Annotated in this window: 21 protein-coding genes and 2 other annotated features; of the genes, 14 read left to right on the top strand and 7 right to left on the bottom strand. The window is 29.8% G+C overall.

Features of this window, described 5'->3' with window-relative positions:
* Window positions 1-17: 17 nt before the first annotated feature.
* From LL038_RS15325 to LL038_RS15315, 3 genes are all read left to right on the top strand, one after another.
* Entirely contained in the window at window positions 18-1160 is a 1143-nt protein-coding gene (locus LL038_RS15325) for a glycerate kinase (RefSeq protein WP_216123276.1), read from the top strand.
* Between the two features lie 418 nt (window positions 1161-1578).
* Entirely contained in the window at window positions 1579-2295 is a 717-nt protein-coding gene (locus LL038_RS15320) for a CoA transferase subunit A (RefSeq protein ID WP_216123275.1), read from the top strand.
* 34 nt (window positions 2296-2329) lie between these two features.
* Entirely contained in the window at window positions 2330-2989 is a 660-nt protein-coding gene (locus LL038_RS15315) for a 3-oxoacid CoA-transferase subunit B (protein WP_216123274.1), read from the top strand.
* A gap of 147 nt (window positions 2990-3136) precedes the next feature.
* Here the strand turns inward: LL038_RS15315 and LL038_RS15310 are convergent, their stop codons facing one another.
* A complete protein-coding gene (locus LL038_RS15310) occupies window positions 3137-4084 on the bottom strand; it encodes an L-lactate dehydrogenase (protein WP_216123273.1) in 948 nt (315 codons plus the stop codon).
* Window positions 4085-4319: 235 nt separating this feature from the next.
* Here LL038_RS15310 and LL038_RS15305 point away from each other — a divergent pair, with 235 nt between their 5' ends.
* The 5 genes from LL038_RS15305 to aspS all read left to right on the top strand — a co-directional run bounded on the left by LL038_RS15305 (window position 4320) and on the right by aspS (window position 12301).
* On the top strand, window positions 4320-5915 hold the full coding sequence (locus tag LL038_RS15305; RefSeq protein WP_216123272.1) for a DUF1430 domain-containing protein: 1596 nt from the start codon (window positions 4320-4322) through the stop codon (window positions 5913-5915).
* Between the two features lie 3 nt (window positions 5916-5918).
* Complete coding sequence (locus LL038_RS15300) at window positions 5919-6554, top strand: putative bacteriocin export ABC transporter (protein WP_216123271.1); 636 nt, start codon at window positions 5919-5921, stop codon at window positions 6552-6554.
* 142 nt (window positions 6555-6696) lie between these two features.
* On the top strand, window positions 6697-8331 hold the full coding sequence (locus LL038_RS15295) for an ABC transporter ATP-binding protein (protein ID WP_216123270.1): 1635 nt from the start codon (window positions 6697-6699) through the stop codon (window positions 8329-8331).
* A 101-nt stretch (window positions 8332-8432) separates the two neighbouring features.
* Window positions 8433-8658: a binding site (T-box leader), on the top strand.
* Window positions 8659-8719: 61 nt separating this feature from the next.
* A complete protein-coding gene (gene thrS, locus LL038_RS15290; protein WP_216123269.1) occupies window positions 8720-10489 on the top strand; it encodes a threonine--tRNA ligase in 1770 nt (589 codons plus the stop codon).
* A 121-nt stretch (window positions 10490-10610) separates the two neighbouring features.
* Window positions 10611-10836, top strand: a binding site (T-box leader).
* Between the two features lie 175 nt (window positions 10837-11011).
* Entirely contained in the window at window positions 11012-12301 is a 1290-nt protein-coding gene (aspS, locus tag LL038_RS15285) for an aspartate--tRNA(Asn) ligase (protein WP_216123268.1), read from the top strand.
* A gap of 76 nt (window positions 12302-12377) precedes the next feature.
* On the opposite strand, the gene LL038_RS15280 is transcribed toward aspS, so the two are convergent.
* The 3 genes from LL038_RS15280 to motA all read right to left on the bottom strand — a co-directional run bounded on the left by LL038_RS15280 (window position 12378) and on the right by motA (window position 14437).
* Window positions 12378-12827 carry a MarR family winged helix-turn-helix transcriptional regulator gene (locus LL038_RS15280; RefSeq protein ID WP_216123267.1) on the bottom strand — a complete coding sequence of 150 codons (450 nt, stop codon included), beginning with the start codon at window positions 12825-12827 and terminating at the stop codon, window positions 12378-12380.
* A 91-nt stretch (window positions 12828-12918) separates the two neighbouring features.
* Entirely contained in the window at window positions 12919-13647 is a 729-nt protein-coding gene (locus tag LL038_RS15275; RefSeq protein WP_216123266.1) for a flagellar motor protein MotB, read from the bottom strand.
* The gene (gene motA / locus LL038_RS15270) at window positions 13622-14437 is read right to left on the bottom strand and encodes a flagellar motor stator protein MotA (RefSeq protein WP_216123265.1); all 816 of its coding nucleotides are present in this window, start codon (window positions 14435-14437) and stop codon (window positions 13622-13624) included. Before motA ends, LL038_RS15275 begins: the two co-directional genes overlap by 26 nt.
* A gap of 344 nt (window positions 14438-14781) precedes the next feature.
* On the opposite strand from motA, the gene LL038_RS15265 reads away from it, so the two are divergent.
* A complete protein-coding gene (locus LL038_RS15265; RefSeq protein ID WP_253200263.1) occupies window positions 14782-15315 on the top strand; it encodes a phosphatase PAP2 family protein in 534 nt (177 codons plus the stop codon).
* Window positions 15316-15484: 169 nt separating this feature from the next.
* On the opposite strand, the gene rpiB is transcribed toward LL038_RS15265, so the two are convergent.
* On the bottom strand, window positions 15485-15955 hold the full coding sequence (rpiB, locus tag LL038_RS15260; RefSeq protein ID WP_216123405.1) for a ribose 5-phosphate isomerase B: 471 nt from the start codon (window positions 15953-15955) through the stop codon (window positions 15485-15487).
* A 260-nt stretch (window positions 15956-16215) separates the two neighbouring features.
* Between rpiB and sstT the strand changes: the two genes are divergently transcribed.
* Window positions 16216-17448, top strand: coding sequence for a serine/threonine transporter SstT (gene sstT / locus LL038_RS15255; protein WP_216123264.1), 1233 nt, complete (start codon window positions 16216-16218; stop codon window positions 17446-17448).
* A 164-nt stretch (window positions 17449-17612) separates the two neighbouring features.
* Here sstT and LL038_RS15250 read toward each other — a convergent pair whose 3' ends face one another.
* Both LL038_RS15250 and LL038_RS15245 read right to left on the bottom strand, forming a co-directional pair.
* Window positions 17613-18233, bottom strand: a complete 621-nt coding sequence (locus LL038_RS15250) for a nitroreductase family protein (protein WP_216123263.1) — start codon at window positions 18231-18233, stop codon at window positions 17613-17615.
* 32 nt (window positions 18234-18265) lie between these two features.
* Complete coding sequence (locus LL038_RS15245; protein ID WP_216123262.1) at window positions 18266-18595, bottom strand: rubredoxin-like domain-containing protein; 330 nt, start codon at window positions 18593-18595, stop codon at window positions 18266-18268.
* Window positions 18596-18995: 400 nt separating this feature from the next.
* On the opposite strand from LL038_RS15245, the gene LL038_RS15240 reads away from it, so the two are divergent.
* The 4 genes from LL038_RS15240 (at window position 18996) to LL038_RS15225 (ending at window position 23739) form a co-directional block, all read left to right on the top strand.
* Window positions 18996-20429, top strand: coding sequence for an oligosaccharide flippase family protein (locus LL038_RS15240; protein ID WP_216123261.1), 1434 nt, complete (start codon window positions 18996-18998; stop codon window positions 20427-20429).
* A 145-nt stretch (window positions 20430-20574) separates the two neighbouring features.
* Window positions 20575-22449, top strand: coding sequence for a hypothetical protein (locus LL038_RS15235; RefSeq protein ID WP_216123260.1), 1875 nt, complete (start codon window positions 20575-20577; stop codon window positions 22447-22449).
* Between the two features lie 286 nt (window positions 22450-22735).
* On the top strand, window positions 22736-23494 hold the full coding sequence (locus LL038_RS15230) for a DeoR/GlpR family DNA-binding transcription regulator (RefSeq protein WP_216123259.1): 759 nt from the start codon (window positions 22736-22738) through the stop codon (window positions 23492-23494).
* 116 nt (window positions 23495-23610) lie between these two features.
* Window positions 23611-23739: a hypothetical protein gene (locus tag LL038_RS15225; protein ID WP_268055886.1), complete on the top strand. Its 129-nt coding sequence runs from the start codon at window positions 23611-23613 to the stop codon at window positions 23737-23739.
* Window positions 23740-23804: the final 65 nt, after the last annotated feature.

Below are 23804 nucleotides of genomic sequence, written 5' to 3'. Positions count from 1 at the left end.
AGTTAGGAGCGATATATATGAAACAGGACTTAGTTATTGTATTAGCACCGGATTCTTTTAAGGAAAGTATGACAGCAAAAGAAGTTTGCACGGCAATGGAAAGAGGAATTAAAAAAGCAAATAATAAGATTACCTGTGTACATGTACCAATGGCTGATGGAGGAGAAGGAACTATGCAGTCATTAGTAGATGCTACTAATGGAAAAGTATATTCTTTAAAAGTAGTTGGACCGCTCGGAAATATGGTAGAAGCACAATATGGTATCTTAGGACAAGGAGAAGTAGGTATATTAGAAATGGCTAGTGCCAGTGGAATACAGCTAATACCTTCGGAGCAAAGGAATCCTTTATTAACAACAACTTATGGTACTGGGCAGCTTATAAATGCTTGTTTAAATCATGGAGTAAAAAAAATATTAATAGGTATTGGTGGAAGTGCTACAAATGACGGTGGAGCCGGAGTTGTACAAGCACTTGGTGGAAAATTATTAGATGAACAGGGGAATGAATTAGGTTTCGGTGGTGGAGAATTAGGAAAACTAAATAGCATTGATTTAAAGAATTTTGACCCTAGATTAAAAGAAGTTGTGATCGAAGTAGCTTGTGATGTTAATAATCCACTTTGTGGAGAAAAAGGAGCTTCAAATGTATTTGGTCCACAAAAAGGAGCCACCCAAAAAATGGTAGGAATATTAGATGATAACTTGAAACACTATGCAGATATAATAAAAAGGCGACTTGGTAAAGATGTTATAGATGTACCAGGTGCTGGAGCAGCAGGAGGACTTGGAGCTGGACTTTTGGCATTTTTAAATGGTACTTTGAAAAAAGGTATTGAAATGGTAATTGAATATACTGGACTAGAAGAAAAAGTAAAAGATGCAGATATGGTTTGGACCGGAGAAGGAAGTATAGATTATCAAACTCAATATGGGAAAACTCCTTTTGGGGTTGCGGCAGTTGCTAGTAAGCACAATAAGCCAGTGATTGCATTAGCTGGAAGAGTTGGTGAAGGCATAGATATATTATATGAAAGTGGAATAGATTCAATATTTGGTATCATGCAAGGAGTAACTTCTATGGAGGAAGCTCTAGTTAATGGACCGGAAAACGTTGAAAAGACAGCTGAAAATGTAATAAGACTTATGAACTTATTATAATTGGTAAATATCTGTATAAATTTATTTATACAGCTGTATTTTTAAAATTTATACGAGTAAAAATAAACATTATATACCGTGAAATCTTATTCATTAATATATAAGATTTTACGGTATTTTTTAGGATGATAATCTAAAGGCCATAGTACAAATAGAATTAGTTATAAATAGCGACAAGTAGATATATAACAAGTAGTTAATAATACATATAATATAATAAAAAGATAGGAGAAATGCTAGAATCAATAAAATAATATTTTTAAGTATGGTTGCAAAGTACACCTTTTAGGTATACAATAAAACTATACGGTTCAAGTATACATTTAAGAGTAATATTTCCAAGTATGGTTGATGAAGTAAAACGCATTGGAAAAGTGTAAGTTTATATAACAAACTATTAGTGAAAGGGGATAATTTCATGAATAAAGTTATGGGTTTAGATGAAGTGATGGAAAAGGTTCACGATGGAGCGACGATTATGTTTGGTGGCTTTCTAGGGGTGGGAGCACCACTTAAAGCAATTGACAAATTGGTAGAAAAAGGTGTTAAGGATTTAACTATAATATCAATAGTTAATGCCTATCCTGGTCAAGATTTTGATATTGCGAGGCTTTACAAAAACAAGCAAGTTAAAAAATTAATTACCGCTCATTCTGCTACATGTCAGCTTGCGCTTGAACAATTTAAGAACGGAGATATTGAAATTGAATACTTTCCAATGGGTAGTCTTGTTGAAAAGATTAGGGCAGCGGGTTCTGGATTAGGTGGAGTGCTTACTCCCACAGGTGTAGGTACATTAGTTGAAGAAGGAAAACAAAAACTTATAATAGAGGGTAAAATGTATTTAATTGAATTGCCACTGAAGGCTGATTTTGCATTTATTAAAGGTTATAAAGGAGATAGATTAGGAAATATACAATATCGTGGATTAGCCATTAATACAAATCCAATTATGGCAATGGGTGCAGATTATACAGTAGCAGAAGTGAATGAAATAGTTGATGTTGGTGGTATTGAACCTGAATGCGTAGGTACACCAAGCGTATTTGTACAGGCTGTTGTACAAGGATATTCATTTGATGAGCATAAACAAGTATATACTGATTTGTGGGTTAGTTCTAATCAACTCAAATAGCTGATTATTTATAAATCAAAGGAGGTAATTAAACATGGAAGCAAGAGAAATAATTGCTCGAAGGGCAGCTAAGGAACTAAGTAATGATCAAGTGGTGAATTTAGGGTTTGGAATGCCTACAGCAGTTGCCAATTATTTAGCTGAAGGTGTGGAAGTAATATTGCAATCAGAAAATGGATGCTTAATGTTTGGTCCTACGCCAAAACTCGGAAAGGAAGATCCAGATGTTGCAAACTCTGGTGGTCAACCGATTAGCTTATTACCTGGAGCTGCAGTTTTTGATTTGGCCACATCGTTTTGTATTATTCGTGGAGGGCATGTTGATGCTACAGTACTCGGAGCACTTGAAGTAGACCAAGAAGGCAATATTGCCAACTGGGCTATGCCACTTGCTCCAGGAAAATTTGCACCAGGTATGGGTGGTGCAATGGATTTAGTAAATGGAGCTCGCAAAGTTATTGCTACATTAAAGCATTCTAGTAAGAGTGGATCTAAGATATTAAAAAAATGTCTTCTTCCAATTACAGGAAAGGGAGTAGTTGATATTATCGTTACTGAAAAAGCAGTATTCGAAGTAACGCCTAATGGGCTTGTACTTACTGAAATGTTTGAAGGCCTAACTGTTGAGGATATTCGGAGCATTACAGAGGCTGATTTTACAGTTTCTGATAAGATAACAGTATATAGGTTATAGATGTAAAAAGCAGATAATATAACAGATAAGCAAGTTAAATAATCCAAACTGTAAAATGAGGTGTCTCAAAATGATTTTTAATCATTTTGAGACACCTCATTTACATATATACAAATATTTAATTGTGAACTAAGTAGAGTATAGTAATTATATTTTTGATTCTTTTATAATTGATTTTAGTACCTTGGCAGATTCGGCAAGTTGATTGTTTTCATCTTCATTGAGGTTAACTTGTAATATTTTCTTTACTCCTTCTCTACCTAGAATTGTTGGAACTCCCATATAAACATCCTCTATTCCATATTCACCTTTTAGTAGAGAGGACACTGTAAGAATAGAGTTTTCATTACTTAATATTGCCTCAACTATCCTTTTTACGGCTAGAGCTACAGCATAATAGGTTGCACCTTTTTTTTCAAGGACTTTATATCCTGCTCTTTTTACATCATTATGTATAGTAGACTTCATATCATCATTACATGTTTTAGAACTAATAGTACAGTACTCATCAATATTCATACCTGCAATACTAGTTAAACTCCAAGTAGCTATTTCGGAATCGCCATGCTCACCCATTATATAGGTATGGATATTCCTAGCGTCAACTTCGAAACGCTGACTAAGAAGATATTTAAGTCTTGAAGTATCGAGAACCGTACCTGATCCAATTACTCTATTACTTGGAAAGCCTGAAAGCTTATAGGCTATATAAGTTAATATATCCACAGGGTTTGATACTATTACTAATATAGAATCAGGGCTGTATTTTACAACCTCTGGAATTATACTTTGGAATACTTTAAAATTATTCGCTATACAATTAAGTCTTGTTTCTCCTGGTTTTAAACTAATTCCTGCTGTAATAATTACTATATCTGAATCTTTTGTATCGGCATATTCTCCGGAAGTTATATCTATAGGTTTTACGAAAGAAGCACCATGTGATAAATCCATCGCCTCTCCTTCAGCTTTATCCTTATTTATATCTACAATTACAATTTCAGATGCAAGTCCACTAGTCATTAGAGCAAAAGCTGTAGTAGAACCTACAAAACCTGCTCCAATTATAGAAATTTTATTTCCTTTTGTTCTCATATAAAAACGTCCCTTCTTTAGTTAATAGTATATAAATATTATATACTAATTTAATAACTATTATCAACATTCTTAATAAATGGTAAATTCTATTTTGGTCTTCTGTTTATGTCTGAATAATGACATTTAAGGAATTTAGTGTTGAAGTTTAATTGTATGCTATATATAATTGTAGTATCAAATTTTGAAACCAAGTAGATTTATTTACTTGGTTTTTATTTAAGGAGAGATTACATTGAAAAAAATATTTGCAATAATTTTGTCAATTATTTCAATAAGCTCATTTTTTATATTGTTAAATATTAAAGATAAAAGTGCTAATTGGATGCAAGTTTATATAGTAATAATAATGTATGTTATTCTAATTTTAATTGTTTTTTATAAATTATTAAACTCTTATAAAGAGTTTGGGATAAAGAAAATGTTGGGATTTACAACCGTAGACATTTGGATAAAAGATATTACAAACTTAATGATACTTCAATTGACAATAAATGTAATTATAGATATTTTAATGTTTATTATTATGTTAAAGGGATATTCTAATTATCTAAATTCTTTTATATTTAAAGTTTGTATGAGCTTAATAATTCAATTAGTAATTTCATTTGTGTTTTTATCTATCCCATATATATACATATCTAGAATTACTATTTCTAATATGATAAAGAATAAAAAAAACATGAAAGCTATTGTGAATTTTAATAGCATTTTAAAGACTATATTTATAATTATTTTTATATTAGTTTCATCAATATCATTAAATGAATATGATTCAATTAAGTCATTTTATAATACGTCTTTTGAAAAATGGGAAAAAACAAAGGACTATGCATTTATAGGTGGTCTTAAAGCAAAAGACTATGAAGAACTCCAATCAGATGCATTTAATTTGAAATTGAAAAAATTATATCTTTATTTGAATGCTAAAGGTAGTATATTGGCAGATTTTAATGATTTTACTCAACAAAGTATGGAACTGAATAAAGATGCTGACATACCTAAGCTGGTTAAAGCATTTGCAACTGTTAATCCTAATTATTTAATAAATAATAAATTTTATGATATTAATAATAAAAAAATAAATATTTTAGAATCAGAAAGAGACAGTATAATAATTATTCCACATAGATATATAAACTCAGAAAAAGAAATAAAAAATTTCTTCTCACATTTAGGAAAAGATATAAAAATAATATGGAGCAAAGATAATCAAAAGTTGTTTTCTTATGATATAGATGTAAACTCTAAATATGGAAATATGGTAACAGATCCACTTTTAATGGTAATAACAGAAAGTAACGGAGACTTGCATGATTATGCTAAGGTAGCTGGAGAAGAAGGGGGTCCATTTAAATTTAAAAGTACTAATAGAGATAATCCTCAAGGGACATTTGAAAATAAAGCGAAGGAATTAGGAATTTATAATAAATTAGTTAATGTCTATTCTGTGTATGATGAAGTATCAGTTGAGATTTATAATTTAAAACAAAAACTTTTTGTGATTTCAGTTGTAATGTTTTTGTGTATAATGATAATTATTTTTATTATACTGCAAAATACATTTAATTACTTTGAAGAAAATAAACAATTATTAGTTATTAAAACTTTTCATGGATATAAATATTATGATAAGTACAGAGACTATTATTTGAAAATGTTATTTTCATGGATTATAATAGCCATTTTTATAATCGTTAAAAATGGTGTGAAACCTGATAATAGTTGGAGCATTTTTATGGGGGCATTAGTTATGGATATAATAATTTCAGCCATAAGTATTAAAAAAATTGAGAAAAGGAATATTATTAAGGTTATAAAGAGGGGATAATAGATGAATATTATAGAACTTAAGAATGTCACAAAATGTTACGGAAAAAAAATGATATTAAATAAATTTAATTTAAGTGTTAAAAATGGTGAGATTATTGCTATAAAGGGAGTTAGTGGAAAAGGTAAAAGTACGTTGCTTAACATAATTGGATTAATAGAAGATTTTGATGATGGTGAATTAATTATCCATGGTGTTTCAGGATTAACTCCTACAAATAAGAAAACACCAAAAATGATCCGTGAAAAAATAGGGTATTTATTTCAAAATTTTGCTTTAATAGATAATTCTACTGTTGAATATAACCTTAATATAGCTATGAAATATATTAAAATTAGTTCTGCGCAGAAACATGAAAAAGTAATTAAAGCTTTAGATGATGTTGGGCTACAAGGTTATGAAAAGAGAAAAGTATATGAGTTAAGTGGAGGGGAGCAACAAAGAGTTTCAATTGCAAGAATAATGGTGAAACCTTGCGATATTATTTTAGCTGATGAACCCACGGGATCCCTTGATGAAGAAAATAAAAATAAGATACTAGGTTTATTAAAATTACTAAATGAACAGGGGAAAACTATAGTTATAGTTACCCATGATGAATCTGTGACCCATATTTGTACGAGAGTAAAAGTAATTTAGGGGGTTATGAAATTAAAACAAAAAACATGGTCACTCATATTTATTTGGTTGTATAATAATGGTATATTATGCATTGAACAACATAGAAGAGTATTTCAACTGGGTAATGTATAATTAAAAATAAATATTTAAAGGAGATAGGATGGGTAAAATAAGTAGCTTATTAAAGTTAACACCGTTTATAAAAAAACATAGGTTGATTTTTATTGCAGGGATTATAGGTATGTTATTAGGCTCAATTATTGCTACCCCAATTCCATATATAATAGGAATTATTATGGATAAGGTGCTAATAGCGAAAAGGGGATATAATCAGCTCTATTATTATATTGGTATAATAGCTGTATTTTATGTTTTGCGTTATTTTATTTCAATCTTTTCAAACTACATGTTTGTAAAGATTAACAATTTAGTGGTTAATGAGCTTAGATGTACTGTAATGGATAAAGTTATGGAACTACCTATGAGTTATCTTGCAAATACTGAGAAAGGATATGTACAAAGCCGAATAGCGGAGTGTAGCACTGTTGGTAGTATATTTTCACCATCTTATGTGGGTATAGTTTTAAGTCTAACAGATGCTGTACTTGCATTGGTAACAATGTTTGCTATAAATTATAAACTATCTATAGTAATTCTTATTTTGACACCATTATTTTTCTTTTCATCTAAGATGTCCATGGGCAATTTCATGAAGAATACAAGAGAAATGCTAGAATATAATGCAACTTTAAATGGAGAGTGTTTTGAAATAATCAATGGAATTGAGGACATAAAAATACTTAATGGAAAAAATAATCATCTTAAAAAGTTTAATGATAAATTATCTAAGCTTGTAAAGAGTAGCTTAAAGCAAAGCAAATCTATGATTATATTTATGGGGAATATAACGTTTATTAATAATTTTGGGTCTCTTTTGGTATTACTTATTGCAGGAATTTTGATTTTAAAGGGAGAATTTACAGTAGGATTATACACATCTTTTTCTTTATATATAACTAAGGTTTTTAGTAGCATTCAAGGAATAGGTACTATGGGAACTATGATAAAACCAGTATGTCTAAGTATTGAGAGGGTTTATGAACTTTTAGATATGGATGATGAAAATAGTGGTAAAGACCAAAACTTAAATGAAGAAATTAAGAGTATTAAACTTGAAAATGTAGCTTTTAAATATAAAAACAATATAAAAAATGTGCTTAATGATATAAATTTTGAAATAATTAAAGGCGAAAAAGTTCTTATTAAAGGGGAAAATGGTTCTGGTAAATCTACAATTATAAAATTACTGCTAGGCTTGTATAATCCAGTAGAGGGTAGAATATTATGCAACAATATAGATATGTCTGTGATTAACACCAAAAGTTTAAGGGAAAGAATAGGGATTGTTTCTCAGAGTATATTTCTATTTAAGGGAACTGTTTTAGCTAATATACTGTATGGGCAAACTAAAAAGAAACTTAAAGATGTGGAAGAACTTATAAAAAAATTAGGACTTCAGGAATACATTAATAGATTACCTAAAGGTTTGGACACTGAAATAACTCAGAACAATTCTGGAATTTCAGGTGGACAAGCACAGGTTATAGCTTTCATAAGAGTTATTCTTTCCAATAAGGATGTAATAATTTTAGATGAACCAATTTCAAATGTAGATGTTGAAACAAGAGACTTAATTCTAGGTATTTTAAGGGACAAGGATTTTGATGGAACATTAATTGTTGTTTCTCACGTCATAGAAGGTATGGATTTTCTTAATAGAGTTATTGAAATATGATAATAATTTGAAAATTAATAATTTATAGGTTTAATATACATATTTATTTAATTAAAACACATATTGACAATGAAGGTGATTTAGAATACAATAGTTTTAAATTAAAAACTATGACGAGGAAAAGTAAATAGTATGCTGTTCTAAGAGAGAGAAACTCATCGGCTGTAAAGTTTCTTGAACAAGCAATATTGAAAACCACCTCTGAGTTGATTACTGAACTTAAGTAAGTATTTCCGCTAGCCGGCGTTAATGGTGTTGAGTGATAGAAGTGTTTTTTATTATGCTTTTGTAATTTGGGTGGAATTGGGACAAAAGATGTCCCTAAATCGAGATAAAACTCGTCCCTTACTTTGGGACGGGTTTATTATTTTTTGAAGGAGGAATATTCATGTTAAAAATTGTAATGAAAGATGGCACTGTAATAAGTTCTAATGAAGAAGAAGGAAGAAGGGCACTTAGACACACCGCCTCTCATATACTTGCTCAAGCAGTAAAGAGACTATATCCAAATGCTAAATTAGCTATCGGTCCTGCAATAGATAATGGATTTTACTACGATTTCGATGTAGTAGAACCCTTTACTATGGATATACTCGAAAAAATAGAAGTAGAAATGAGAAAAATAGTTAAAGAAGACTTAAGATTAGAAAGATCAGTAGTTTCTAGAAAAGAAGCTTTAAAAATCATGGAAGATAAGGGAGAAATCTATAAAATAGAACTTATTAATGATTTGCCAGAAGGAGAAGAATTAGTTTTTTTTAAGCAAGGAGATTTTCTAGAACTCTGTGCAGGACCGCATGTATTATCAACTTCAAAAGTAAAAGCCTTTAAACTATTATCAGTTGCAGGGGCTTACTGGAGAGGCAGCGAAAAAAATAAGATGCTTCAAAGAATATATGGAACGGCATTTGCGAAGAAAAGTGAACTTGATGAATATTTGAATATGCTTGAAGAGGCAAAGAAAAGGGATCATAGAAAACTTGGGAAAGAGCTAAAATTATTTGCCTTAATGGATGAGGGACCAGGTTTTCCGTTTTTTTTACCCAATGGCGTAATTTTAAAAAACAAGTTAATTGAGTACTGGAGAGAAATTCATAAAAAGGCTGGTTATGTTGAGATAGAAACTCCGATGATATTAAACAAAGAACTTTGGGAAACATCAGGGCATTGGTCTCACTTTAAAGAAAATATGTATACTGTAAGTATTGATGAGGAAGAATTCGCAATAAAACCAATGAACTGTCCAGGGGGAATGCTTGTATATAAATCAGAAACTCACTCCTATAGAGATTTACCAATAAGAGCAGGTGAACTAGGCAAGGTGCACAGACATGAACTATCTGGTGCTTTGCATGGTCTTATGAGGGTCAGAGCATTTACACAGGATGATGCTCACATATTTATGAGACCAGAACAGATTAAGGATGAGATAAAGGGTGTAGTTAGACTTATAAATGAAGTTTATGAAAGATTTGGATTTAAATATAAAGTGGAATTTTCAACAAGACCAGAAAATTCTATGGGAAGTGACGAAGAGTGGAAATTAGCAGAGAGTTCACTTATAGGTGCTCTAGAGGAAATGAACATGGACTTTAAAATAAATGAAGGAGATGGAGCATTTTACGGTCCTAAAATTGACTTCCATTTAGAAGATAGTATAGGAAGGGAATGGCAATGTGGAACTATACAACTAGATTTACAACTTCCACAAAGATTTGACTTAAAATATGTCGGTAGTGATGGAGAAAAGCATAAACCTATTGTTATACACAGAGTAATTTTTGGTAGTATAGAAAGATTTATTGGTATTTTAATAGAACATTTTGAAGGCAAGTTTCCAACATGGCTATCACCTGTTCAGGTTAAAATACTACCTATATCTGAGTTGTACAACAATTATGCAGAGGTCGTAAAAAACAAATTAGAGAAAAGTAATATTAGAGTTAGTTTAGACTGTAGGGCGGAAAAAATAGGGTATAAAGTTAGGGAGGCTCGAATTGAAAGATTGCCTTATATCATAGTCATTGGTGAAAAAGAACAAAACTCAGAAAGTATTTCCCTCAGAAGTAGAAAAAATGGTGATGAGGGCAACTGTTCACTAGAGGCTTTTATTTCAAGGATTACGCAGGAGATTGATGGTAAAATGCTAGATAATTAGTTGTATAATATGGGTTATAAATAGAAGAAAAGCATACAGCATAATTTTTGTTGAATTATGTTTTTTCTTCTATTTTACTATTGATTTAATATATAATAAGTAATATAATGTAATAAATATTCATAATTCTGTGAAGAGAAGAGTAAATGTTATCTGAGTATCTAAGGCGAGTGGGGAAGGGTGGAAGCTCCATGAGAAAAGTAATATTGAAAGACATCTCTGAGAAGTTTATCTGAAATTTAAAGTAAGATAAATCGGATTCCTCCGTTATAGGGAGCTGAGATGGCGTAGTTTAATAAACTTTGTCAAAGTAGGATGGTACCGTGAAAAAAGCTTTCACTTCTATATATAAGAAGTTAAGGCTTTTATTTTTTTATTCAGAATAGGGCCCATTCTGAAGGGTTCATTACTATTTTGCAAATTTTATTAAAGTAGGTTAATTAGGGTGGCACCACGAATTTCGTCCCTTGAGTTTATTACTCAAGGGATTTTTTAATATTAATTTTAAAGGAGAGGTTGTATATGAAAAGAGTTATGATAAATGAAATAGGTAATTTAATAGGTGAAAAAATACAAATTAAAGGATGGGTTTATCGAGTAAGAAAATTAAAAACTATAACATTCATTATAATGAGGGATAGGACTGGTTTTGTACAATGCATTGCAGAGAATAAGGCTATAGATATGAGTACAATAAAGTTAGAATCAGTAATATCAATCGTTGGAGAAGTAAAAGAAGATAAAAACACATTAAATCCTTATGAGATAGTAATTCAAGAATTTGAAATAATTAACAGTGTAACAGGAGAATTACCAATAGAAATAAATAAAGCTACCTTAGACATTAACTTAGATACCATGTTAGATAATAGAGTTTTGAGCTTACGCCATGAAAAAATTAATTCAATATTTAAAATACAAAACCTGATTGTACAAGGGTTTAGAGAGTTCTTATCTAAGGAAGGTTTTACAGAGATTTTTACACCTAAGATTGTAGCTGAAGGTGCTGAGGGGGGGACTGAAGTATTTGAATTGAAATATTTTGAAAATAAAGCATACCTAGCTCAAAGTCCTCAGTTTTATAAACAGATGATGGTAGGTGCCGGATTTGAAAGAGTTTTTGAGGTTGCTCATGTATATAGGGCAGAAGAGCATAATACTAGTAGGCATCTTAATGAGTATATTAGCATGGATTGTGAGATGGGATTTATTGAGGATGAAAAAGATATTATGGATTTGGAAGAAAACTTAATAATATTTATAATAAATAAAATATCTCAAGAGGGTGAAAAATATCTAGAAATATTAAATGTAGATTTACCTAAATTAAATGCAAAAATTCCAAGAATAAAATTTAGTGAAGCATTAGAAATATTGAGCACTGAATATAATAAATCAGATTTAGATGGAGATTTAGATCCTGATGCAGAAAAATTGATTTGTAAATATTCAAAAGAGAAATTTGGGTGCGATTTTATTTTTTTAACTCATTATCCAAGAAAAAAAAGGCCAATGTATACAATGCCTTTAGGTGAAACTGAAACCCATAGCTTTGACTTATTATTTAGAGGTGTAGAAATTACAACAGGTGGTCAAAGAATTCACGACTATAACATGTTAATTGAAAATATTAAATATAAAGGATTAACACCAGAGGTTTATCACAATTACACTTCTGTTTTCAAATACGGAATGCCACCACACGGAGGGCTTGCAATTGGACTTGAGAGAATCACAGCGCAATTGCTAGGATTAGAAAACGTAAGAGAAGCATCATTATTTCCAAGAGATAGAACAAGATTAGCACCATAAGTGTAAAGAGCGCATAGCCAACAACCCTTAATATAACAGATTATATTAAGGGTTATTGGTTATTTGTGTTTACACTTCATTCTTTAATTCTATTTTTAAACAAAGACATTAATATTAAAAAAGATTCTGAAATTTTTGCTAATTCACCTGAATTAAGAACTTCTACTTTTTTGAGCAGTGATTCATCCATGTAATTAAAGGAGCTTTGCACCAAATCTATTCCTTTTAAAGATAATTCTATATGTGTTATTCTTTTATCAACTTTGTCCTTTACTTTTATTACGTATCCCATTTTTGTAAGACTATGCAGGCATCTGCTGGTATTAGGTGTTGTGATAGATAATCGTTTGCTTAAGACAGAAGGTATGATATATTCATCAAGATAAATCTCATGTAGAGCTTTAAAAAGAAGCGGACTTAGCTCAGAATTATTACTTTCAGTTATTAGATCCAATACTTCCCTTTGTAGAACAATATAAAATTGTGACATATTATGTATTAAATCCAATTTTCCATCTTTATTCATGGTACTTCCTCCATTTTAATATTTTAAATTTATGCCTAAATCAATTTTGCTGGAGTAATATTATTTCTATGTTGATATCTAGAATGCCAGCTTATTTTGTAGCTACAGGATATTTACGGGCAACGAAAATTTCTACTCTTCTGTTCTTAGCTCTGTTAGCCTCTGTAGAATTGTCATATTTAGGATTATATTCACCATATGCTTGAATCGAAATATTTTTGGGATTAAGTCCCCCTGAATTAACCATATATGTCATAACATTTATAGCACGAATTGAACTTAAATCCCAATTTGAACGAAATTTCGAATTATTTATAGGTTTATTATCTGTATATCCTGCAATTTTAATATCGTTATCTAAATTTTTAAGCATGGCTGAGATTTTTAAAAGCAAAGGAGTTACATTTTTTAATACTGATGCATCACCAGAAGCGAAAAGAGCTATAGCTTCTATTGAAATATCCAGTCCTTCTTTATTTACAGCAACTTTAATTTGACCTGAATAACCATTGTTACTGATTTCTTTATCAAGTGTGCTTTTTAATGAATTCATAGTGTTCTGCTCAAGAGAACTAGCTGATGAGGCAGATGAGCTTGGGTCAATAGAAGCAATTGTGCCACTATCGCTTTGCAAAATTCCACTACCACCTGAAAAAATTATGTTGAATTGTGAACTTACTTTCTGAAGTTTTGCTTTATCAACCTGACTCATAGCAAACATTACAATGAAAAGCGCAACTAGAAGTGTGAGCATATCAGAGTATGGAAGAAGCCATGACTCATCAACATGCTCTTCAGAGTGTTCCTTTTTCTTTCTCATTACTATTCTCCTCTACGTTGATTTGTTGGAACTTTAATCGATCCTTAGGCTCTAACATACATACTAATTTATTTTCAATATTTTTTGGATTTTCTCCTAATTGGATGCATAAAATCCCCTCAAGCACTATATTCATAGTACTTACTTCTTCACTAGATTTTCTTTTTAATCTAGATGCAAAAGGATGGAATATTACATATCCAAAGAAAATACCATAAAGAGTAGCAACAAAGGCTGATGCGATACTCTCGCCAAGTTTTTGAGTATCAGCTAAATTACCAAGTGCACCAATTAGACCTATAACGGCACCTAAAACTCCTAATGTAGGAGAAGATGCTCCTGCCGTTGTAAGAATTGAAGCTCCCAAACGGTGTCTTTCTTCCAGACCTTCAATTTCAATTTCTAAAATCTCCCTTACGTTTTCAGGGTCTACACCATCTACTACCATTTCTAAGCCTTTTTTCATGAATTTATCATTAATATCTTTAATACTTTCTTCAAGTGATAATAATCCGTTTTTTCTTGTTACTTGCGACATTTGAACAATCTTTTCTATTGTTTCAGCAGGGTTGTCTCTTTTTTTTTCTTTAAAAAGAACACCTAAAAGACTTGGGATTTTAAGAAACTCTTTCTTAGGAAAAGAATTCATTACTGCTGCAGTAGTACCAACAAGAATTATAATTGCTGCTTCTGGATTTATTAATACTGAGATGCTTGCACCCTTTAGAGTCATTCCGGTAACAATTGCACCAAGACCTGTAATAATACCTATAATTAAAAAAATATCCATTGTATACCCCCAAAAAAATGTTTTATAAATACTTAAACGGTGGTTCTTAAAGATAAATTCACATATGTTATCGAATATCTTATTTAAGACAAAATGTAAATTAATCATTAAAAATAACCACCATAGTAATATAATAACATAATAGTTATCATTTGATAAGTATATTTATTTAATTGTACAGTTAAGTTTATATAAATTAATAAGTAAACGATATATATCAAATTTACGGTAATAATAGTATAATTTAGTAAAGGTATAATGATATATTAAAAAATATAAAAAGGGATTTTAATATATGAGGGTAAAAGCTCTTTGTTTTTTACTAAAGATGGGAGATTGAAAACATGAATTTGACTTTATTTAGACTAATAAACAATTTAGCAGATAAAAACGCATTTTTAGATACTGTTATGATTGTATCTTCAAAGTATGTTATATATTTATATGCACTATTATTAGGATTATATTTAATAATAGGTTATGTGGGTAAAAATAAAAAAGCAAAGGAGATAGTAACTCCAATTATAGTATTGATTACAATAAATTTTATATTAACATTTATAATCGGGATTATGTGGCATGAGCAAAGACCATTTAGCGAGCATACAGTAAACCTATTATATAGGCATAAAAACAATGCTTCATTTCCAAGTACTCACGCAATAGGGGTAATGACTATAGCATTAGGAGTTAATAATAAAACAAAAAAATTAGGAAAACTTTTAATTATCTTAGCAATTATTGTCGGTATATCAAGAGTTTATGTAGGCCAACATTATCCGTTCGATGTTTTAGGAGGATTTTTATTAGCTATTATTAGTAATTATATATATATAAAAGGCTTTAGTAAAACAAGTATTTGCAAGAAAATTTTGTAACAATTCGGGCCATAGACGATAAATCTCTATGTTTAGAAAGTTAAAATAAAAATTTAAAGAAGTTCAGTCTTCTGAAGGACTTATAGAAAGTTATAGAGTAATAGTTGATAAAGGGAGCCCACAAAATGGACGCCCCTTACTTATACAGAAATATTTAAATTAGGATATGTTATATTTCAGAGAGCTTTTTCAAATGCTTTTCAGAAATTTCGTTTATTTTGTCCACTCGTAATTTATATTTTTTAGTGTCAACAAGAAAATCTGTAGTTAACCATGTATTTACAATTTCAAGTGCTATCCCTGAACCAATTATTTTTGCCCCAATACAAAGGACATTTGTATTAGAATGTAAACGTGCTAATTTTGCACAAAATGGATCTTGACAAACAGCAGCATATAAACCATATATTTTGTTAGCAATTAAAGCACTTCCATACCCAACTCCGTCAATAAAAATTCCTCTATCAGCTTTCCCATTAGCAACAGCTAAGGATGCTGGATAGACAAAATCTGACAAATCACTAGCTTCTTCATTATACGTTCCATAATCTTGAACCTCATATCCTTTTGTTTCTAAAAATATTTTTATCTCTTGTTTTAAAGCAAATCCAGAATGATCACTTGCAATAGCAATTTTCATATTCAATATAACCTCCATTTTGTTTCTAGTTTAATTAATATTAACATTTGTGAACTTTAAAAGTAAAGTAATGATTTAGAGTTTAAAATTTCTATTATAATATGTGGTTACTTAACAACGTCTTTATATTCAATTTTACGAATAGTGCGATAAAAGCTAACTTTGTGTTGAATTAATATATTATAAATGTTAAAATGAATTATTATATACACTAAACTTGCACTATTTCGTTATTATTAATTATTGGAGGGGAAATTATTTTGAAAAATCTATTCAAACAGTGGAATCAAGTAAGCCTAGTATTACGAATAATTATAGGGTTAGTTATTGGTGTTTTCTTGGCTTTAGCGATTCCACAACAAGCAAAATTCGTCATTATTTTTGGTTCTTTATTTGTTGGTGCATTGAAATCAATTGCACCTATATTGGTATTTTTCTTGATAATGTCTGCCATATCCAAACATAAGAGTGGTCATCAAACCAATATGAAATCAATTATCGTTCTTTATCTTTTAGGAACATTTTTAGCTGGACTTACAGCGGTTGTTGTAAGCTTTATGTTCCCAGTAACTTTGACACTTGCAATGGCTAAAGGGGGTTTGACACCACCTGGAGGTGTCGTAGAGGTTCTTAAAGCATTATTAATGAACGTTGTTGATAACCCAGTAAAAGCACTTTTTAATGCTAACTACATTGGTATATTGTCTTGGGCATTAGTTCTTGGCGCTGCTTTAAAAAATGCGCCGGATACTACAAAAGTTATGATTACTAATTTTTCAGATGCAGTAACCCAAATAGTTAAATGGGTTATAGACTTTGCGCCACTCGGAATCATGGGTCTTGTATTTGAGGCGATTTCTACAACTGGAATGAAGGTTTTAGTTAGCTATGGGCATTTACTTGCAGTTCTGATTGGGTGTATGATTTTTGTGGCTCTTGTTGTCAATCCAATTATTGTCTACATTAATATTCGAAAAAACCCATTCCCACTTGTGTTTATGTGTTTAAGGGAAAGTGGTATTACAGCATTCTTTACACGTAGCTCAGCTGCGAATATTCCTGTAAATATGAGCTTGTGTGAAAAACTAGGTTTAGATAAGGATACATATTCTGTATCTATTCCATTAGGCTCTACCATTAATATGGCTGGTGCAGCAGTTACGATTTCTGTTTTAACACTTGCAGCAGTTACCACACTTGGAATTAAAGTGGATCTGCCTACAGCACTTATCCTTAGTGTATTGTCAGCAGTATGTGCTTGCGGTGCTTCAGGAGTGGCTGGTGGTTCACTATTGCTGATTCCTCTAGCATGTAGCTTGTTTGGTATCCCAAATGATATTGCTATGAAGGTAGTTGGTGTAGGGTTTATCGTAGGTGTTTTACAAGACTCTTGCGAAACGGCACTTAATTCATCTACGGATGTACTTTTCACAGCAGCAGCTGAATTTGCGAAGATGCGTAAAGAAGGAAAAGAGATCATTATTAATAAATAAAAACACTATATGAAGTCACAGTTGTTGTAAGGTAAGCTTTAAATTAATTAGACCTTAGATTATAATTTGAAGAGTATAAAATAATATAGTGCAAAAAAACAGTTAGATAAATTTTAAATTATCTAACTGTTTTTTTTGTTTTTATACTAGCATTCTGAGAATTATTAATAAAACTTAACAAATTCTCCAACAGGCTTTCTATAACCTCTTATTTTGCTACTATTTTTGTCTGTTTTACCCATTGTAATCATAAGAACTGGCACTTCATTTTCTGGGATATCTAACAATTGACTGATTTTATCTTTGTCAAAGTATATCATTGGGCATGTATCCCAATCTTTATTCTTAGCGAGTAACATGAATAACATTGCTGATAAAGATGCATTCCTGATAGCTTCATCATGCTGAAAACTTTCTCCCCAACCTTCATAAAGGCTGTTAATAGTATCAATCATAAGTTGATATTCAGTTTTATCAAGCATTCCCAGCATCATTGAACCTTCATAAATTTCAGATGCTGATAAATACGCATTTTTATCCCCTGTAACTAATATTGTTGCTGAAGCAGTTTTTATTTTATATTGTTTGAAAGATGCCTCATAAATTTTATCTGTTAATGATTTATCTTCTACAACATAGTATTTAGCGTGTTGTAAATTAAATGCAGAAGGAGCCAATGAAAGTTCACTAAATATATCATTGAAATCCTCTTTAGGTATTACTACATTTTCAATAAATTTATTAGCTGATCTTCTTTCTCTTACAATTTTCAAAAAATCGTTCATTAAGATTCTCCTCTTTTAAAATAGTTTATATCTTACCACTTACCTAAACTCATATGGCCTGCAAGTTCAGTCTTTGATCTTTGTTTTATAGTCCAAGCTTCATTTTTAGCTTGTGTAAAAGCTGCTACACATTTAGGATCAAGATTATCTTCTATTCCTTCTTGACTAAGGAATGCTATTTTTTCAGCAAGTGCTATGATTTCAATATGAATATCATTTGATTTATTTGAACGATAAATTTTTTCAGCTGCTTCACTGCTTAATTCTTCAAATTTACTTACATCTACACCACATTTAGGACATTTTGCTGGGGCACCCTCACTTATATATCCACAAACAGTACATTTAAATAATTTTTTCATATTTATACCTCCATTTAAATTAGATAGTGTTAACACTATCTTTATTTTATTTATGTAAAGATTCCTTTATAGTTCCTGTATACAGCTATACTAATATATTATTAATAATATAGCAACAAGTTTATCAATCACATTGTTATAAGGACAACTAAAAATAAAAAAATAATTATGGAAATTTTCATTGAAAGATTGACCATTTTAACTAATTTGTGTAACATTATATATATAATTTGTAATTATATACATGAGTTACTAAGTTTCTGAAAATGGATTATTAAAATAGGGAGAAAATTATTTATTTAAGATAAAGAATCTAAAGGAGATAAGTTATGCAAATATATAAAGAGTTGACGCATGGAGATATAAGTGAAATTTATATGATATTAAAGGGAGGTAATTTATGATTTCAGTAAAAAAGGTTATTAAAAATGCAGGAATATATGGTACTGTTCAGGTTTTACAGGGAGCCATAGGATTTTTTTTGCTTCCACTATACACTAGTTATCTAACTCCTACTGATTATGGAATATTTTCTATAGTTACATCTATAACGGGTTTTCTTGGGATGTTCTATTTGCTTGGATTAAATGGTGCTATTTCTAAATACTATTATGAGTATGAAGATGATGAGGCTTTATTTAAAAAATTTATAGGAACAATTATCACGACAATTTTAATAATTTCATTAATCCTCACTATATTTTTATTTAGCACCCATACGATACTATTGGATAAATTTATAAAAGGAATAAACTTTTATCCATATATGGCAATTGGATTATTAACAGTAGGATTTTCAACGTTATTTCCTATATATCAAAGTATATTACAAATGCAACATAAAGCCGAAAAATACGCGGTGCAACAATTTTCAGTATTTTTGGTAACATTGTTATTAAATATAGTTTTTATTGTGGTTATAAAGTTAGGAGTTATAGGACAATTATTAAGTGCATTTATAGTTTCTATAATAACTTTCATATATGCATTTGTAGTGTTTACTAAGTTTACTAAATGGAAAATCGATAAAAAGATAATAGTGAGAAGTATGAAGTATTCTATGCCGCTGGTGCCACATTCATTAGCAGGATGGATATCAACTCTTGCTGATAGAATAATACTAAACAACTTGAAAGGTACTGCTTTAGTGGGGATTTACAATATAGGATATCAATTTGGAAATATAATTAACATGGTTGCTACGGCTGTTAATAGTGCTTTTATACCATGGTTCTTTGGTGTTATGAAAGACAGCAAAAATGATAAAAATCAAATTTATAGATTTGGAACTGCTTTTATTTTGTTGTATTCACTAGGAGCACTCTGGTTATCAATTCTGAGCCCTTACATTTTAAAATTTATGGTTCATAAAAGCTTTTATAGTGCAGTAGATTGTATACCTTATATTGCATTTGGTTATGTTTTTAATGGAGTTTATTATTTTTTCGTTGCTGGTCTATTTTATAATGAGGCTGGAACTAAATACATATTTATAGCGTCAACTGTATCAGCTGCTGTAAATGTAGCATTAAACTTTTTACTTATACCAAAATATGAAATAATAGGAGCAAGCGCAGCTACTCTAATTTCATTTGCAGTATCGTCTGTTATGGTTTTAGGTTTATCAAGAATAATTAATAAAAAAGATGATCTTAAATGGAACTATAAAAAAATATATTCTATAGTTATAATTTCTATGGTTATTACAGGTATAATAAAAAAAATGATGTTAAATTTTACAAGTAATTTATGCTTATTACTAATATCTACTATAATGCTATATTTTATTTCAGGATTGAAATTTAAGGATATTGTAAATCTTAAAAAGAAATAGTTAAATCATCTTCTGAGGAGCTTCAATATTACTTTAGTGAAACATTATCCTCTTTAAACAAAAGTTCTTATGTTGGAGGGGATGCATATAATTATATTATTAATGGAACTCTGTAAGCACTGTAATGAATTAGGGGGATATGATAATGGTTGAAAACGAATATACTAATATTAGGGATATAGATCTTGATTACTGGTTTAAAGAATGGCCAGTAGAAATAATTAATGGTTCTTTATTTTATGATGCTGCATGCGACAATGTTGTTCTTCAGTTAAAAATATGTAATATATCAAATGAAAATATATCGTCAGTATATATTTCAGTTGAATGTTTTGATGATGCTGGAGGCCAAATGAATGAAAATGATAATACCGTTAAGTATTTTTATCAGGACCTAGACGTAAAACCAAATAATACTTTTGGTGATAATATTGCTGTACCTCTTACAAATAAAAATGTAAGAAAGGTTAACATACATGTTGAAAAGGTAGTTTATAAAAATGGAGATATTAAGGAAACAAATATAGATGAGAAAGTAAATGAAATACCTAAAAGAACAAAAATAGATGTTTTAGGAAATGTGTTAATTGGTGAATTAGATAGAATTAAATTAGAAGAGAATCCTTACAGTATCGAGTTTATTCCAAAAATTATAGAAGAAGTAGGATGGATATGTTGCTGTGGAAGATTAAATAATATTTCCGCTTTAAATTGCTGCAGATGTGGACGAGATAAAGTAGGGCAGTTTAATATTATAAGCAAAGAGTATTTAGAAAAGTCCTACAATGATTATCAAATCTATCAAGAAAAAATTAAGGTTGAAGAAGCTATAAAACAAAAACAAAAAGTTAAAAAGATACGGATAGCTAAAATTACTTTGGTATTAATATTATTAGTTTTTATTATATTTATATCTATTAGATATATAAAACCAGCGATAATAAAAAAACAACAATATGGAAGTGCAATAAAATTATTAGACAATGGAAAATATAATGAAGCATTATTACGGCTGAAACAAATACCTGAATATAAAGACAGTAAAGCATTAATAGAAAAGGCAAACTATCAACTTGGCATGAAATTAATGGATGATAAGGATTACTTGACAAGCATAGAAAAATTTAAGAAGGTAACAAAAACAAATGTTGAATTTTATGCTAGTGCACAAAACAATATAGAGTTATGTAAAAAACAATTTATAAAAATAAATGTAACATTAGCAAATAAGGCTATAAGTGGCAAGGAATATGAGGAGGCTAGCAAGTATATAAAGGAAATTATAAAGATCGATAGTAAAAGTGCTGATGCTAAAAATTTGAAGAGTGTTATGTCTAATAAAATTGCATATGCAACTGCAACTACTTTAAGTGCTGACCATAAATATAAAGAAGCAGCAGAAATTTATGCTACATGTAATAAATATGATATTGATATGGTAAATAACACTGAGTATATTAATGTTCTTGGTAAATATGCAGAATCATTAGTTGATAAAACATATATAAACCAAGAAGATCCATCTAATTATTATACATTAGGTGATATAGATAACGATGGATTGCTTGAAGTAGCGGTATATGAAAGAAACTCTTCATTATCTTCAGAAATATATATTCCAAATAGTATTAAATTACTTAAATACATTAATGGTAAATATAGTTTAATGAGTAGGGTGCAAAATGATTCCGAGGATTGTATAAAAATGAGTATTTCAAAAGCCAAAGGTGATATTAACGGATTATTTGTGTCCGGTGCTATCGGGTCACATAGTGGATCACAATCTCTTTATATAATAAAAGATGGAGAACTTGTTTCGGCTCTAGATAAAAGCATAAACTCAGTTTATCCTTCTCCGATTAAAGAAATTGATGGAGGTAAAATATTAGAGCTTTCATCTTTAGAAAGGGATCCTAAAGATCCAAGTTCAAGTAATAAAGTTGGCTCTAAAATTTTAACTTGGTATAAGTGGGATGGTGAAAGAGGGGTAATTACAGCAAAAGTGGAACAAATACATTAGTTAAAAAAAAGAAGAAGGTATATCACATGATGGTACCTTCTTCTTTATAGGTTGTATTCTAAAAGAAAATTATTTAGTATCGTAACTTACTTTAAATACATTAATATTTCTGTATTTACAACATTTTTTATTTGTTTGAGTTATTTTTGATTATCTGATACAATGAATAAAAGAATAAGAGAATAAAAAAGATGTACTGATATTTGTTGATTTAAGCAATACTTGGATACAAAAGAAATGATTAAAAAATAACAATTGTAATACTTATTAAAAAAGGAGAATAATAATGGCGGCTAAAGATAGATTGGATATTATAGAAGAAATGGTGATTAATGAAAAAAAAGTAACCGTATCGAAATTGAGCCACATGTTTGATGTTACGGAAGAAACAATAAGAAGAGATCTTGAAAAGTTGGATGGAAAAGGTATAGTTATAAGAACCTATGGAGGAGCAGTCCTAAATATTGAAAATAAAAGTGAGGGTATACCGTTTTTTAGGAGGGCAAGTATTAACATTGAAAGTAAACAAGTCATTGCCCGCAAGGCGCTTGAACTTATAAAAGAGGGGACAACGTTGTTTGCAGATTCAAGTTCTACAGTTATGGAGGTATTGAAATTAATTAAGGACAGAACTGACATTACTGTAATTACAAATTCTGTAGAGGTATTGCATGAATTAAATCAATCCGATTTGAAGATATTGTCTACTGGTGGAGCTTTTAAAAAAAGTTCATCATCATTAATAGGAATTATAGCAAAAAATGCTATTAAAAATTATCATGTTGAGATAGCTTTAGTCAGTTGCAAAGGTATGGATATAAATGAAGGTATTATGGATTCTAGTGATGAAGAAGTAGAAATTAAAAAACAAATGATTGAGCAAGCTAACAATGTTATATTGTTAATAGATCATACTAAATTTGATAAGTTATCGCTAGTGAAACTTTTTGATTTTAACAATATAGATTATATAGTTACAGAAAAAGAGCCAGGAATTGAGTGGAGAGAATTTTTAAAAAGCAATAATATAAAAATACTATATTAATATTATGAAAAGAGTTTGTTTTTAAAAAAATACATATAGCTCAAACAAAAAAATGCTTCCCTTAAAGTAGAAAGATTAAATAATAAAAATCTTATACTAGAAAGGAAAGCATTTTTTTGTCTAAAAAAGCTAAAGATACAAGAGAACAAAAGTATGAAACATTAGATGCTTATGGGGATGGAAAGGCGTTCGACATAGATACTGGTTTAAAAATAACAGCATTCAACTATATATTTTTAAACTAAAACAATAAAAAATGTCCTAAACAAATATTAAAATGTTGACATACAACAAAATAAATATTATTATA

Origin of the sequence: Clostridium estertheticum, from assembly GCF_026650985.1 — a bacterium.
GTDB lineage: Bacteria > Bacillota > Clostridia > Clostridiales > Clostridiaceae > Clostridium_AD > Clostridium_AD estertheticum_C.
The sequence above is the reverse complement of the archived record's forward strand: the minus strand, read 5'-3'. Positions and strand labels throughout refer to the sequence as shown.